This is a genomic window from Lysobacter sp. ISL-50 (genome assembly GCF_018612875.1).
Classification (GTDB): domain Bacteria; phylum Pseudomonadota; class Gammaproteobacteria; order Xanthomonadales; family Xanthomonadaceae; genus Lysobacter.
Genome location: NZ_JAGGRI010000061.1, coordinates 1 through 14,181, shown reverse-complemented (window position 1 = coordinate 14,181; position 14,181 = coordinate 1). Strand labels below are relative to the sequence as shown.

The 14,181-nt window shown below is 67.5% G+C and carries 10 protein-coding genes and 1 pseudogene; 6 read left to right on the top strand and 5 right to left on the bottom strand.

Features of this window, described 5'->3' with window-relative positions; genetic code table 11:
* The 5 genes from J7J50_RS23930 to J7J50_RS23910 all read left to right on the top strand — a co-directional run.
* Positions 1-187, top strand: a 187-nt coding sequence (locus tag J7J50_RS23930) for a hypothetical protein (protein WP_215097584.1), incomplete at its 5' end; no start/stop codon positions are given.
* Between the two features lie 245 nt (positions 188-432).
* A complete protein-coding gene (locus J7J50_RS23925; protein ID WP_215060504.1) occupies positions 433-1,449 on the top strand; it encodes a pyridoxal-phosphate dependent enzyme in 1,017 nt (338 codons plus the stop codon).
* Between the two features lie 221 nt (positions 1,450-1,670).
* Positions 1,671-2,480 (top strand): 4-vinyl reductase, encoded by an 810-nt coding sequence (locus J7J50_RS23920; protein WP_215060502.1) that lies wholly within the window; start codon positions 1,671-1,673, stop codon positions 2,478-2,480.
* 144 nt (positions 2,481-2,624) lie between these two features.
* The gene (locus J7J50_RS23915) at positions 2,625-3,374 is read left to right on the top strand and encodes an MHYT domain-containing protein (protein WP_215060500.1); all 750 of its coding nucleotides are present in this window, start codon (positions 2,625-2,627) and stop codon (positions 3,372-3,374) included.
* Between the two features lie 188 nt (positions 3,375-3,562).
* Entirely contained in the window at positions 3,563-3,991 is a 429-nt protein-coding gene (locus J7J50_RS23910; RefSeq protein ID WP_215060498.1) for a ketosteroid isomerase-related protein, read from the top strand.
* 817 nt (positions 3,992-4,808) lie between these two features.
* On the opposite strand, the gene J7J50_RS23905 is transcribed toward J7J50_RS23910, so the two are convergent.
* The 5 genes from J7J50_RS23905 to J7J50_RS23885 form a co-directional block, all read right to left on the bottom strand.
* Complete coding sequence (locus tag J7J50_RS23905) at positions 4,809-6,260, bottom strand: efflux transporter outer membrane subunit (protein WP_215060496.1); 1,452 nt, start codon at positions 6,258-6,260, stop codon at positions 4,809-4,811.
* Positions 6,253-9,423, bottom strand: coding sequence for a multidrug efflux RND transporter permease subunit (locus J7J50_RS23900; RefSeq protein WP_215060494.1), 3,171 nt, complete (start codon positions 9,421-9,423; stop codon positions 6,253-6,255). Before J7J50_RS23900 ends, J7J50_RS23905 begins: the two co-directional genes overlap by 8 nt.
* Before the next feature lie 231 nt (positions 9,424-9,654).
* Positions 9,655-10,875, bottom strand: a complete 1,221-nt coding sequence (locus J7J50_RS23895) for an efflux RND transporter periplasmic adaptor subunit (RefSeq protein ID WP_215060492.1) — start codon at positions 10,873-10,875, stop codon at positions 9,655-9,657.
* Entirely contained in the window at positions 10,872-11,846 is a 975-nt protein-coding gene (locus J7J50_RS23890; protein ID WP_215060490.1) for an SDR family oxidoreductase, read from the bottom strand. Before J7J50_RS23890 ends, J7J50_RS23895 begins: the two co-directional genes overlap by 4 nt.
* The gene (locus J7J50_RS23885; RefSeq protein ID WP_343222566.1) at positions 11,843-12,082 is read right to left on the bottom strand and encodes a DUF2798 domain-containing protein; all 240 of its coding nucleotides are present in this window, start codon (positions 12,080-12,082) and stop codon (positions 11,843-11,845) included. Before J7J50_RS23885 ends, J7J50_RS23890 begins: the two co-directional genes overlap by 4 nt.
* 560 nt (positions 12,083-12,642) lie before the next feature.
* Between J7J50_RS23885 and J7J50_RS23880 the strand changes: the two are divergent.
* A pseudogene (locus tag J7J50_RS23880) lies at positions 12,643-13,548 on the top strand (LysR family transcriptional regulator); the annotation flags it as partial.
* Positions 13,549-14,181: the final 633 nt, after the last annotated feature.

The window sequence follows — 14,181 nt, the reverse complement described above, 5'->3', positions numbered from 1 at the left end:
AGCCCCTTTGCTTTTGCTTTTGCGGCATTGCCACGCAGAGCAAATCCCCCGCGCTTGTAGCCAAGTACAGCAACCAAGCCAGCGCTGGGCGCTCGCCCCCTTTTTCAAAGGGGGCACATTGACGCGTTCGGCCTCGATCAACGATGCGTCGCGCCACGACTGGCGTCATGTAGATTCCCCCCTTTGAAAAAGGGGGCCAGGGGGGATTTGCTTTTGCTTTTGCGGCATTGCCACGCAGAGCAAATCCCCCGCGCTTGCGGCCAAGTACAGCAACCGAGCCAGCGCTGGGCGCTCGCCCCCTTTTTCAAAAGGGGGCGCATTGACGCGCTTGTCCGAGCCGGTCGATACCTCGCGCCCCACCCTGCGGACATCAGTCCTCCTTCCACCACGCCGCGCACCCCACCTTCAACGCGCCTGCGCTACGCTTGGCCCATGAACAATCTCTCCGCTCAAGGCGTCGAGCCCGCGTCCGCCGTCACCGAGCCGGCCGCGCCGACCTATTCCGATATCCTCGCCGCGGCCGCGCGCATCGCCCCGCATGCGCACGCCACGCCGGTCATGCGCTCGCGCGTGATCGACGAAGCCGCCGGCTGCGAGCTGCACTTCAAATGCGAGAACCTGCAACGCGGCGGCGCGTTCAAGTTCCGCGGCGCCTGCAACGCGGTGTTCTCGCTCAGCGACGAGGAGGTCGCGCGCGGCATCGTCACCCAAAGTTCGGGCAACCACGGCGGCGCCATCGCCCTGGCCGCGCGCCTGCGCGGCGGCCGCGCCACCGTGGTCGCGCCGCACAACACACCCAAGGTCAAGCTCGCGGCGATCCGCGCCTACGGCGCCGACATCGTCCATTGCGAACCCGAGCAGTCCGCGCGCGACGCCGCCACCGCCCAGGTGCTGGCGCGCACCGGCGGCGTGCTGGTGCATCCGTTCAACGATGCGCGGGTGATCGCCGGCCAAGGCACGGCCACGCTGGAGCTGCTGGCCAGCGCGCCGCAACTGGATACGGTGATCGCGCCGGTCAGCGGCGGCGGACTGCTGTCGGGCACCGCGATCGCCGCGCACGGTCACGATCCGTCCATCGCCGTCTACGGCGCCGAACCCGAGGGCGCCCGCGACGCCCATGATTCGCTGCACGAAGGCCGCCGCATCACCGGCCGCAAGACCGACACCATCTGCGACGGCCTGCGCGCGGAACTGGGAACGCTCACCTTTCCTATCCTTCGCTCACACCTGCGCGACATCTGCCTGGTCGATGATCGCCAGGTGGTCGCCGCCATGCGCTTGATCTGGGAACGGATGAAGCTGGTGGTCGAACCGTCCGGCGCGGTGCCGCTGGCGGTGGTGCTGGCCTATCCGGCGTTGTTCGCGGGCCGTCGCGTCGGCCTGATCGTATCCGGCGGCAACGTCGATCTGGATCTGGCGGCGCAATGGTTCGCGCCGCAAACGCTTTGACCGGTTTCCGACGCGCTTCGCGTTCGTTATGCGGTCGGTTCCTCGACACGCAGTGTTAGCCGCATAAACTGCATAAAAAACGAGCTTTTCTGTGATCTTCGTTTGCGTTTTTTGTTAACGCAACTGGCACGCTGCGCCATCGCGCGCCAGTCCCTGGGTCATGGCCGCGCTCGTAATGAGTCGGAACAGACGGACCTGCGCACAGGCCAGGGGAGTACTACATGGTGGATGTCGAGTTTCGCGTGGTGTCCGACCGCCGCGACGGCCTCTTGCTCGCCTTGGGGCAGGTGGTCATCGCGAACGGATTCACCTTGCTGCGCCAGCGCATGCTCAACAGCGACGAAGGCGTGGTGCTGGTCATGGTCGTGCGTGGTCCGGCCGATGCCTTGCTGATGCTCGAAGAGAAGCTGGGCACCCATCATCTGGTGCAGAGCTTCGAGGCCTCGCCGTACGAGCCCGCGCCGAGCGCGCCGGCGGCCGCGCCCGCTCCGGTCGCGCGCAACAACGGCAATGGTTACGCCGGACAGACGTCCGCTGCCGCGGCGCCGGTCGCTCAGGCGGGTTCGGCGGCGGGACACGCGGCTGCGCCTATTGATACGCAGCGCGTGGAAACGCTACTACCCCAGTTGGCGCGCAACTACCCCAACATCCTGCTGCAGCTGGTCGCGCTGGAACGCGAACTGCCGCCGGCGCAGCGCGAGGCGACCTTGCGCTACATCGGCCAGCGCGTCGGCGCCTGGGTCTACAAACGCGATTTCGCCCTCGGCGGACAGCTGCCGCTGGCCGACTCGGTGCGCCGCATCGCCCTGCCGGCGATGCGCCAGCTGGTCCAGGCCGAACTGCACGACGACGTGCTTAGGGTGCGCAACAGCCCTTTCTGCCATCGCGGCGAGAGCGGCGAATGCTGCCATTTCCTGCGCGGCATGCTCGGCGGGCTGCTGGAAGGCCAGCACGGCACCCATGTGCACGTCGTCGAAAGCCAATGCCGCAACACCGGCGCGGAGACGTGCCGGTTCGAATTCGAAAGCTGACCGGCTCACCGGTCGACCGCCACGGTCAAGGACCGCCGTGGCGCAGGGCACGCCGGGCATGCGCCGACGTGCTTTATCGCAGCGGCGCGGGACGGCGCCGCGGCGATTCATTGCAGCTCAACCCATCCACTTCAGGGGTTCGCCATGCCGCTCGATCACGCCATCCAATGCATCCATGACCCATTGCTGGTCATCCTCTCCTACGTAGTGTCGGTACTGGGCTCGTTCACCGCGCTGCAGCTGGCGATCGCGATTCCCAACGCGAGCGGCCCGGCGCGATGGCGCGCGGTCACCGCGGCCGGCATCGCGATGGGCGGCGGCGCGATCTGGGCGATGCACTTCATCGCCATGCTCGCCTGCCGCATGAACGTGGAGGTCACCTACGACCTGCCGATCACGCTGGGCTCGGCGGTGGTCGCGGTGGTCTCGTGCATGGCCGGACTGGGCATCGCCGGCACCGGCGTATTCAACTGGGGCAAGCTCATCATCGGCGGCGTGCTGATGGGCCTGGGCGTGACCGGCATGCACTACGCCGGCATGGCCGCGATGCTGATGCCGGCCGACACGGTCTACGACAGCGCGCTGGTGATGACCTCGGCGGCGATCGCGATCGTCGCCTCCATCGTCGCCCTGTGGCTGGCCTTCAACCTGCGCGGCTGGGGCCAGATGCTCGGCAGCGCGCTGGTGATGGGCGTGGCCGTGTGCGGCATGCACTACACCGGCATGCTCGCGGCCAGCTTCGTGCCGAACCAGGCCGGCGCCGCGGCCACCGCCGGCGGCGTCAGCGGCGGTTATCTGGGCGTGGGCATCTTCGTGGTCACCACCGCGCTGCTGGCGGCGGTGCTGACGATCAGCCTGCTGCGCCAGCGTCAGCGCGCGATGGTGCGGATCTGAGTCCGCCCCGCGCCGCCTGAACGGCGCGGCGGGCCTCGCCGCGATGCACAAAGGGCCCGCCATGCGCGGGCCCTTCGCTTTGGCGCCGGGCAGGCGCCGGTCGGCGGCGAATCGCACCGCCGGCGGTTCCTCGACCCGGCCCGAATGCGCCATGATGCGCCTGCCCCGCCCTACCCGCAGGATCGTTCATGAAGATCGACGGCACCCGGCTGCACGACCGCGCCACCGAAGTGGTGCTGTCCTATTACGCCGCCTTCAATCGCGGCGACTGGGCCGGCATGCTCGCCACCCTCGGCGAGGACGTCGTGCACGATCTCAACCAGGGCGCGCGCGAATCCGGCCGCGAGGCCTTCGCCGCGTTTATCGAGCGCATGGCGCGGCATTACCGCGAGCAGCTGCGCGATATCGTGGTGATGGTCTCGCCCGACGGCGTCCGCGCGGCGGCGGAGTATGTGGTCCACGGCGAATATCTGCTGACCGATCCCGGCCTGCCCGAAGCGCGCGGCCAGCGCTACGTGTTGCCGGGCGGCGCGTTCTTCGAAATCCGCGACGGCAAGATCGCGCGGGTGACCAACTACTACAACCTCGATCACTGGGTCGCCCAGGTCGGCGGTTGACCTCTCGCGGTTGCCGATACGCCGCTTCGCCGTGAACCCAGGCACGCGCAATATCGCCGCGATGCAGAGCATCGACACTGCCGATATGCGATAGCGCCCCGCGCATATGCATCGCGGGCCTGCATGCAATGCATTGCGTCGCGTGCGAGGACTTCGCCGCATGTCCGCATCCGCGCCGCATCGCGGCCATCGCTATCGCGTTGCTCGATAAACATCACAGTTATCGGCTCGCGATCCTCGCCGCGGCGAGGGGGGAAGCAGGGCCCGCCTGCGCTTTTATCGCGGCGATGTCATGCGCGGCGTCGGAAGCGCTGACTCGCTTCCGCCGCCGGCATGGCGGGACCGTCGATGCAATGCGTCGCAAGGAGGCGACGCGCGCGTCGCGGCTTGCGCGCGACGGATGACACATGAAACCGACGAGACGGCCGCGGCGCCCGCGGCGGTTGCGCGCTACCAGGTCGCGCAGCCGACCGGCCGCGGGCGGCCGAACCCAGTGCCGCGCCGCGGTGGCGTCGCGACCGCCCCGTCGGAGCTTGATGCCAGAATTCGGGATCAATGATTCGTGGTCAGCAAAAGCGACAAACGCGGCTTTTGCCTTACGAATCACGAATCCCCAATCCCGAATCCCGGCCCAAATAAAAAGACCGACGACAGGACACGGCGAAAGAGAGGGGGAGGGGCATCGCCGTGCCTGGGCTTCGTCGGTCAAGGGGGAACGTTCGGGTCGGGAACCGGAATTCGGAATCGGTGAAAGCAACGAACGCGAGCCGACGCTTTTTTCCGATTCCCGATTCCCGATTCCCAATTCCCGGCTACATCAATTGCGCGCCACGCCTTCGCGCACCGGCTCGCGGCCCGGCCAGCCGCCGGCCATCGCCTTGTACAGCGAGATCGCACCGGTGACGCTGCGGGTGCGGCCGTCGGCGAAGGCGTCCTGCGCCTGCAGCTGCGTGCGTTCGGCGTCGAGCACTTCGAACAGGTCGGCGGCGCCGGCCTCGTAGCGCACGCGCGCCAGCTTGGCGGCCTTCAGGCTGTCCTGCGCGGCGCGCTCCAGGTGCTGGTCCTCGACGCGGGCGCGCGCATAGCGCACCAGGGCGTTCTCGGTGTCTTCCAGCGCCAGCAGCACGCTTTGCTGATAACGCGCCAGTTCGCCTTCGGCGGTCGCGTCGGCGGCCTTGATGCGCGAACGCACGCGGCCGATGTCCAGGAACGACCAGTCGATGCCCAGCGCGACCAGGCGGGTTTCGCTGGCGCGTTCGAACAAGGCGCTGGTGTCGATGGCCTGCGAACCGATCAGCCCGCTCAGGGTGAAGCGCGGGAACAGATCGGCGGTGGCCACGCCGATGCGCGCGGTCGCCGCGTGCAGACGGTGTTCGGCGGCGGCGACGTCGGGACGGCGGCGCAGCAGCTCGCCCGGCGTGCCGGCGTCGAGCCGTTGCGGCAATGCCGGCAAGGCGCCGGCCTGATCCAGCTCGGCGATCAACGCGTCCGGCGTCTGCCCGGTCAACACCGCCAGGCGGTGCTCGGTGATCGCGACCTGGGCTTCCAGGTTCGGCACCCGCGCCAAAGTGGCTTCGAGTTGCGCGCGCGCGCGCGAGGTATCGAACTCGGTGCCGCGCCCGGCGTCGAAGCGCGCCTGCACCAGGCGCAGGGTCTCGGTCTGGTTCTCGGCGTTTTCGCGCGCGACCCGCAGGCGTTCCTGCAGGCCGCGCAGCTCGACGTAGCTGCGCGCCACTTCGCCGACGATCGACACCTGCATCGCCTGCAGATCGGCGGCGCTGGCCCAGGCGTCGGCGCGCTGGGATTCGATGTTGCGGCGCACGCGGCCGAACACGTCCAGTTCCCAGCTCACGTTGGCCTGCGCGCTGTAGCTCTCGTTATCGCGCGCCGAGTTCGACGCGCCGGGCATCTGGTCGGAGCTCGAGCGCGCGTCGCTGCCGCTGGCGCTGCCGGTGATGGTCGGGAAACGGTCGAACTTGGCGCCGCGCAACAAGGCGTTGGCGCGGTCGTAGTTGGACAGGGCGATGCGCAGATCGTGGTTGGCCGACAGCGACTCCTCGACCAGCCGCGTCAGCAGCGGGTCGTTGAAGCCGCGCCAGAACTCGGCGTCGGGCTCGGGCGCGACGGTGCCGTCGGTGGCCGCTTGCGCATCGCCGCGGGCGAACTTGTCCGGCGTGGACAGGGTCGGCCGGACATAGTCCGGACCGACGGCGCAGGCGGCCAGCGCGAGCGTCAGCACGGCGATCGCGGGAAGTTTCAGATTACGCATGGACTTTCTCCGAAGCGTTGTGATGGTCGCCGTGCGAGACCAGCTTGGTGCCGACCATCTTGCGCAGAGCGACGTAGAACACCGGGGTCAGGAACAGACCGAACAAGGTCACGCCCAACATGCCGGCGAACACGGTGATGCCGGTGACCGAGCGGATTTCCGCGCCGGCGCCATGCGACAGCACCAGCGGAACGGTGCCGGCGATGAAGGCGATGGAGGTCATCACGATCGGACGCAGACGCAGGCGGCACGATTCCAGCGCGGCCTCGACGATGCCCTTGCCCTGCAGTTCCAGCTCGCGGGCGAACTCGACGATCAGGATCGCGTTCTTGCATGCCAGGCCCATCAACACCACCAGGCCGACCTGCACGAACACGTTGTTGTCGCCGCCGGTCAGCCACACGCCCAGCAGCGCGGACAGCATGCACATCGGCACGATCAGGATCACCGCCAGCGGCAGGGTCCAGCTTTCGTACAGCGCCGCCAGCACCAGGAAGGCCAGCAGGATGGCGAGCGGGAACACGATCAGCGCGGCATTGCCCTGGCTCGCCTGCTGATAGCTCAGGTCGGTCCATTCGATTTCCATGCCGTGCGGCAGCACCTTGGCGGCCACGTCCTTGACCACGTCCATGGCCTGGGCCGAGGACATCACGCGCGGATCGACGTCGCCGGCGATGTCGGCGGCCGGATAACCGTTGTAGCGCAGCACCGGGTCGGGACCGAAGGTCTGCTTGATGCTGACCATCGAACCGATCGGCACCATCTCGCCGCGGTCGTTGCGGGTACGCAGGTTGGCGATGTCCTCGACGCTGTCGCGGAACGAACCGTCGGCCTGGGCGATCACCTGCCAGGTACGGCCGAACTGGTTGAAGTCGTTGACGTAGGCCGAACCCAGGTAAGTCTGCAGCGTGTCGAACAACTCGGTCAGCGGCACGCCCTGCGCCTTGGCCTTGACGCGGTCGACTTCGGCGTCGAGCTGCGGCACGTTGGCCTGGTAGGTGCTGTTGGCGTAGCCCATGCCCGGGGTCTGCATGACCGTGCCCTGGAATGCGCTGACCGCGTTCTGCAGCGCGCCGTAACCCAGGTTGCCGCGGTCTTCGATGAACATCTGGTAGCCCGCGCCGTTGCCCAGGCCGAGAATCGGCGGCGGCATCAACGCGAAGGTGAAGCCTTCCTGGAAGCCGCCGATCTTCTGATTGATCTCGGCGGTGATCTCCACGGCGGTACGGCTACGATCCTTGAACGGCTTGAGCGGCAGGAACGCCACGCCGGTGTTGGGCGTGTTGGTGAACTGCACCGCGTTCAGGCCCGGGAAGGCGATCGAATGCTCGACGCCCTCGGTCTTCATCGCGACATCGGTGACCTTGCTCAGCAAGGCGTCGGTGCGCGAGATGGACGAGCCTTCCGGCAACTTCACCGCCGCGATCAGGTACAGCTTGTCCTGCAGCGGGATGAAACCGGCCGGCACGATCTTGAACATGAAGCCGGTGCCGACCAGCAGCAAGGCATAGACCACGAACACCGCGCCGCGCTTGCCCAGCGCGCGCGACACCGCGCCCTGGTACTTCTCCGAGCTGGAGGCGAAGAAACGGTTGAACGGACGGAACAGCCAACCGAACAGGCGGTCGATCAGGCGCGTCGGCGCATCCTTGGCGGCGCCGTGCGGCTTGAGCAGGCGCGCGGCCAGGGCCGGCGACAGGGTCAGCGAGTTGATCGCCGAGATCACCGTGGAGATGGCGATGGTCACCGCGAACTGCTTGTAGAACTGGCCGGTCACGCCCGACAGGAACGCCATCGGCACGAACACCGCGCACAACACCAGCGCGATCGCGACGATCGGGCCGGACACTTCCTTCATCGCCTGGTGCGCCGCTTCCAGCGGGCTCAGGCCTTCTTCGATGTTGCGCTCGACGTTCTCCACCACCACGATCGCGTCGTCCACGACGATGCCGATCGCCAGCACCAGGCCGAACAGGCTCAGGGTGTTGATCGAGAAACCGAGCAGATACAGCGCCGAGAACGTACCCACGATCGACACCGGAACCGCGATCAGCGGAATGATCGACGCGCGCCAGGTCTGCAGGAACAGGATCACCACCAGCACCACGAGCAGGATCGCTTCAAGCAGCGTGGTGACCACGGCCTTGATCGAATCGCGCACGAAGATGGTCGTGTCGTAGACCGCTTCGTACTTGATGTCGGCCGGGAAGCTCTTGGACAGGCGATCCATGTTGGCGATCACCTGCTCCTGGATGTCCAGGGCATTCGCGCCCGGCGACTGGAAGATGCCGATGCCGACCGCGTTCTTGCCGTCGAGCTGCGAGCGCAGGCTGTAGTCGCCGGCGCCCAGTTCCAGGCGCGCCACGTCGGACAGACGGACGATTTCGCCGCCGGCGCCGCTCTTGACCACGATGTTGCCGAACTCGGCCTCGGACTGCAGACGGCCCTGGGCGTTGATCAAGGTGAGGTAATCGCTCTTGGCGATCGGCTCGGCGCCGAGCTGGCCGGCCGAAACCTGCACGTTCTGCTCGCGCATCGCGCGGACCACGTCGCCGGCGGTCAGGCCGCGCGAAGCGATCTTGTCCGGATCGAGCCAGGCGCGCATGGCGTAGTCGCCGCCGCCGAAGATCTGCGCGTCGCCGACGCCGGACAGGCGCGCCAGCGAATCCTTGACGTGCAGTCGGGCGTAGTTGCGCAGGTACAGCGTGTCGTAGGTGCCCTTCGGCGAGGTCAAGTGCACGACCATCAGGAACACCGGCGCGGTCTTCTGCGTGGTCACGCCTTGCCGGCGCACGTCCTCGGGCAGTCGCGCCAGCGCCTGGCTGACGCGGTTCTGCACGCGCACGGTGGCGTCGTCGGCGTTGGTGCCCGGGCGGAAGGTCACGGTGGTGACCAGCACGCCGTCGGAACCGGCGACCGACTTGATGTACATCATGTCTTCGACGCCGTTGATCGCTTCTTCGAGCGGCGTGGCGACGGTTTCGGCGATGACCTTGGGGTTGGCGCCCGGGTACACGGTGCGCACGACCACCGAAGGCGGTACCACTTCGGGATATTCGCTGATCGGCAGGATCGGTATCGCGATCAGGCCGGCGGCGAAGATCACGATCGACAGCACGGCAGCGAAGATCGGCCGATCGATGAAAAACTTGGAAAAGTCCATGACGGATTCCTTGGTGCGGGGTTGAGCCGCATGAGTTCCCGGCCGAGTCCGTGGGGGAGGTCGGCCTTGATTGCTTGAACCCAGGCGGTCGCGTTTGCTTTTGCTCGTCATTCCCGCGGACGCGGGAATCCAGAGACGTCAAACGCTCTCGCCCGAAAGCCCTGGTTCCCCGTTTTCGCGGGGATGACGGATCAGGGTTTCGAAGGTCGCGGTGTGACTAGCGCTGCGCGATCACAAAGCCCCGGCCGCCGCGCCCGGAGCCGCCGGCGCCGGCGCCGGAGCGCCCATGGCGATGGGCTTGGGATTGACCGGCATGCCCGGGAAGAACACCTTCTGCACGCCGTGGACGATGACCTTGTCGGTCGGCGCCAGGCCCGAGTTGACCACGCGCAGGCCGTCGATCATCCGGCCCAGCACCACGTCCTTGCGCACCGCGGCGTTCTTGTCGCCGAGCACGTAGACGTACTTGCGGTCCTGGTCGGTGAGCACGGCCTTGTCGTCGATCAGCATGGCCTTGAACTCGCCGCTGCCTTCCAGCTGCACGCGCGCGAACAGGCCCTGGGTGAAGGCGCGGTCGCTGTTGTCCACCACCGCGCGGGCGCGGATGGTGCCGGTGGTCGGATCGACCTGATTGTCGGTGAAATCGACCGTGCCCTTGTGCGGGTAGCCGGTTTCGCTGGCCAGGCCGATGCGGACCGGATTCTTGTCGCCTTCGCGTTCGCCCTTGCGCGCCAGTTCGTTGTAGCGCAGGTAGGTCTGCTCGTCGCTTTCGAAGTAGACGTACATCGGGTTCTGCGAGACCACCGAAGTCAGGATGGTCTGATCGGCCGAGGCGAGATTGCCCACGGTGACCAGGGCCCGGCCGGCGCGGCCGTTGATCGGCGAACGCACTTCGGTGAAGGTCAGATCGAGCTGGGCCGACGCCACCGCGGCTTCGGCCGCGCGCACCGCGGCGTCGCCGCCGGTGCTGGCGGCGCGACGGGTTTCGAACTCTTCGCGCGAAATCGCCTTGGCCTCGACCAGGGTCTGCGCGCGCTTGTCCTGGGTCTGGGCCAGACGCGCTTCGGCGCGCGCACGTTCCAGTTCGGCCTGGGCGCGGTTGAGCTCGGCGCGGTAGCGGCGCTGGTCGATCACGAACAGCAGATCGCCCTTCTTGACCTCCTGACCTTCCTTATAGGCGATGCGATCGACGTAGCCGCTGACGCGGGCACGCAGCTCGACCGACTCCACCGCGCTGACGCGGCCGGTGAAGTCGTCCCACTGGCGCACCTGCTTGCTCAGCACCTGGGCGACGCTGACTTCCGGCGGCGGCGGCGCGCCGCCCTCATGGGGCGCGGCCTGGCTGCCGCAGCCCACGGCTGCCAAAGCGATGACGAGACTCGCGGCCAGCGCGAGCACGGAGAGTCCGACGGCGGGTCGGCCGGAACGGACATTGAAATGACTGGTGCTCATCGGGGGGTGGGTTCCTGTTTGGGATTCTGGGTGGTCAGCGACTTCAGCAAGGCGCGCGCGTCCTGGAGGCAGCGTTGCGTTTTTTCGTCGGACGGGCTGTCCGGACCTTGCGCACATGCATCGGGCGAAGTCGTCTTTGGAACGGTGTCGAGGCTGGTAGTGGTTGGATAGGGCTCGGTGCCGCGAAGCTCGGTGTGGCTGGCTGGCGCGCGGGTATCTCCGCGGCTGGCGGGCGGCGAAGGGACACGGACGCGCGCCGACAACACCGACGGCGACACCACGCGCGAGGCGTAGGGCACGATCGGCCGCGGCGGCTCGTCGCTGACGTCGTGATCGATCAGCGCCATCGCGCGCTGGCCGACCGACAGGGCGCTGGGCCATTCGGGGCAGGAATGACGCTGGTTGAACTCGGTGCACACCGGCGTGTCCACGGCCAACAGCTGCACGCGCACCGCCAGCTGGCGGGCTTCGTCGTGCAGCACGCGCGCGAGCATGCGCAGCGCGGCCGCGCCGATCGAGCGGTGGCCGTAGCCGGCCCACGGATGCTCGCTGCCGGGACCGCCGACCAGCACGTAGGTGCCGCCGCGATCGTGTTCGGCCAGCAACGGCAACAGGTGGCGCGCCGCGGCGAGGTGGGGGAGCAGATCCTCGTCGAGCTTGCGGCGCAGGAACTGCGCGGGGTTGTCGAGCAGGCGGCCTCGTTCGGCGCTGCCGCACACGGCCGCGACCACGCCCGCAAGCGGGCGGCCGAGCTTGCGCAGGGCGCGGGCAAGCTTGGCGCCAGCGGCGTCGTTGGCGACGGAACCGGCGACGGTGGTCAGGTCGGCGTGGGGGTAGCCGGCCTTGAGCGCCTTGAGTTCGCCTGCCTGGCGCGCCACCGCGATGACTGGGCGGCCGCTGTCGATCGCGGCCTGCACGACCCCGCGGCCGACGCCGCCGGTGGCACCGAGTACAACCAGCGGGGCTTTCATTGTCCCGCCCCTGGGACTTTTTCTCCCGTGATCGGGACGATCACGTGACGCTTGTCATCCCGGGTGAAGTGCGCGAGCACGGCGCTCACCGCCGGCATCAGCAGCATGGCCGCGGGCAGGGCAATGGTGAAAGCCAGCACCCAGGCCAGCATCCAGGCTTCTTCCGCGCCCTGGGCCAAGCCCTGGCGGAAAACGACCACGGCCAGCCCGATCAGGACGGACATGGCCACCAGCATTAAAGGTAGAAAGGCGAATCGGGCTTGGCGTGGGCTCAACATGGCGGGGGCCTCTTGTCGATATGCGGCACAGAATAGAGATGAGAACAGCACTTGATTAGCCCGCGATTAAGGGAATAATTGTCCCGGCAACGGTCCAATATCCCTCCGACCCCCTTGAACGGCTCGCGGGCGGCCCCTACGCAATAGAGCGGGGGGTGGTCCTGGCCCCTCAGATGGGGCTCCATGCACTGACAGGACGATGGCGCCACTGTCGGCTTTTCGCGGCCACCCCGGCAGTGGATGAGATCAGCCAACGCCGGTGACAGCCGTCATCCACGACCCAGGCCGGGCGGAATCGGCCGCCGATACGCGACGGATCGCGCAACGCAACCGATCAGGCAATGCATTGAACCGGCCGCGAGGCCGGGGCGATATCCGGATCCTTCCCGATCCGGCCTGCCGCAGCTCACCCACACGATCCACGTCTTCGCTCAGCGCATCTCGTCACCGCATTCCACCGCAACCGCTTTCGTTCGCGCCGTCTGTCTTTCGACCCATTACCAAGGAGACCATCCCCCATGGCTCACGATCTCAACGACACCCTGATCTTCGTGAAGGTGGTCGAAAGCGGCAGCTTCATCGCGGCCGCGCGCGTTCTGCGCCTGCCCAAGACCACGGTCAGCCGCAAGGTGCAGGAACTGGAAACGCGCCTGGGCGCGCAGCTGCTGCATCGCACGACGCGCAAGCTCGGCCTGACCGAAGCGGGCAACATCTACTTCGAGCACTGCCAGCGCATCGCCCGCGAACTGGCCGAAGCCGAAAGCGCGGTCGGCCAGCTGCAGGGCGGCCCGCGCGGCTGGTTGCGCATCACCGCGCCCTATTCGGTCGGCATCACCTGGATCGCGCCGCTGCTGGGCGAGTTCCACGCGCGCCATCCGGAAGTGCGGGTGGAGATGAACCTCAGCAACGAAACCGTGGACATGATCGACAAGGGCATCGACGTCGCCCTGCGCGTCGGCGACTTGCCCGACTCGAACCTGATCAAGCGCCGGCTGGCGATCTTCCGCACCCAGATCTACGCCAGCCCGAATTACCTCGCCCGCCACGGCGAACCGCTGCATCCCGACGACCTGCGCCATCACCGCACCCTGGCGATGCCCAAGTCGCGGCGCAACAACGAGTACATCTGGACGCTCAGCGACGGCGAGCGCAACGTCGATTACGTGATCGACCCGGTCATGGTCGCCAACGACCCCGGCCCGCTGCGCGGCGCGTTGCTGTGCGGCGAAGCGCTGATGCTGGCCGCCGACGTCACCGTCAAGGCGTTCGCCGAACAAGGCTACGTGCAGCGCGTGCTGGCCGGCTGGACCGGGCCGGAGTACGAGTTCAACGCGGTGTTCCCGCGCGGGCAGGTGCAATCGCCGAAGGTGCGCGCGTTCGTCGACTTCCTGGTCGAGCGCCTGAATTTCGACGCCGACTACATGCAGGTGCTGTGCCCGGACGCCAAGCGTTTCCGCAAGGCCTCGGAAGAAGCCGAAGCCACCCTCGCGCACAGCTTGGCCAAGGAAGCCGGCGAACCGCGCACGATCGCGGTGCCGGTGGTGGAAGCGATCGAAGCCATCGCCGAAGCCGTGGACGCCAAGCGCCCCGGCAAGACGCCCGCGCGCGCCGCCAAGCGCGCCGAGGATGAGGTGGCGCGTAGGGACGATACGCCCAGCGATGAGGATGCGGCGTTGGTGTAGGCGGCGGCGAGGTTATCGAGACCTCCTCACCGATCGCACCGATCCCCAACGCCCCTCCCCGTCTCAGCGAACCCAACTACCGATTCCCCCCTTTGAAAAAGGGGGGCCAGGGGGGATTCGCTTTTGCTTTGCTTATCCCAGCAAAAGCAAAAGCAAATCCCCCGCGCTGAAGCCATCCTAGACCCCGATCGACGCCGGGCGCCCGCCCCCTTTTTCAAAGGGGGCAACAGATCGTCGCTTCGCCGGGCCCAAGTCACGCCGGTGTAGATCAATTCGCGCGACAGGTTCCCCACGCCCCGCCTCTGCGCCGCCATCTACCGATTCCCCCCTTTGAAAAAGGGGGGGCAGGGGGGATTCGCTTTGGGGCTGTCCTAG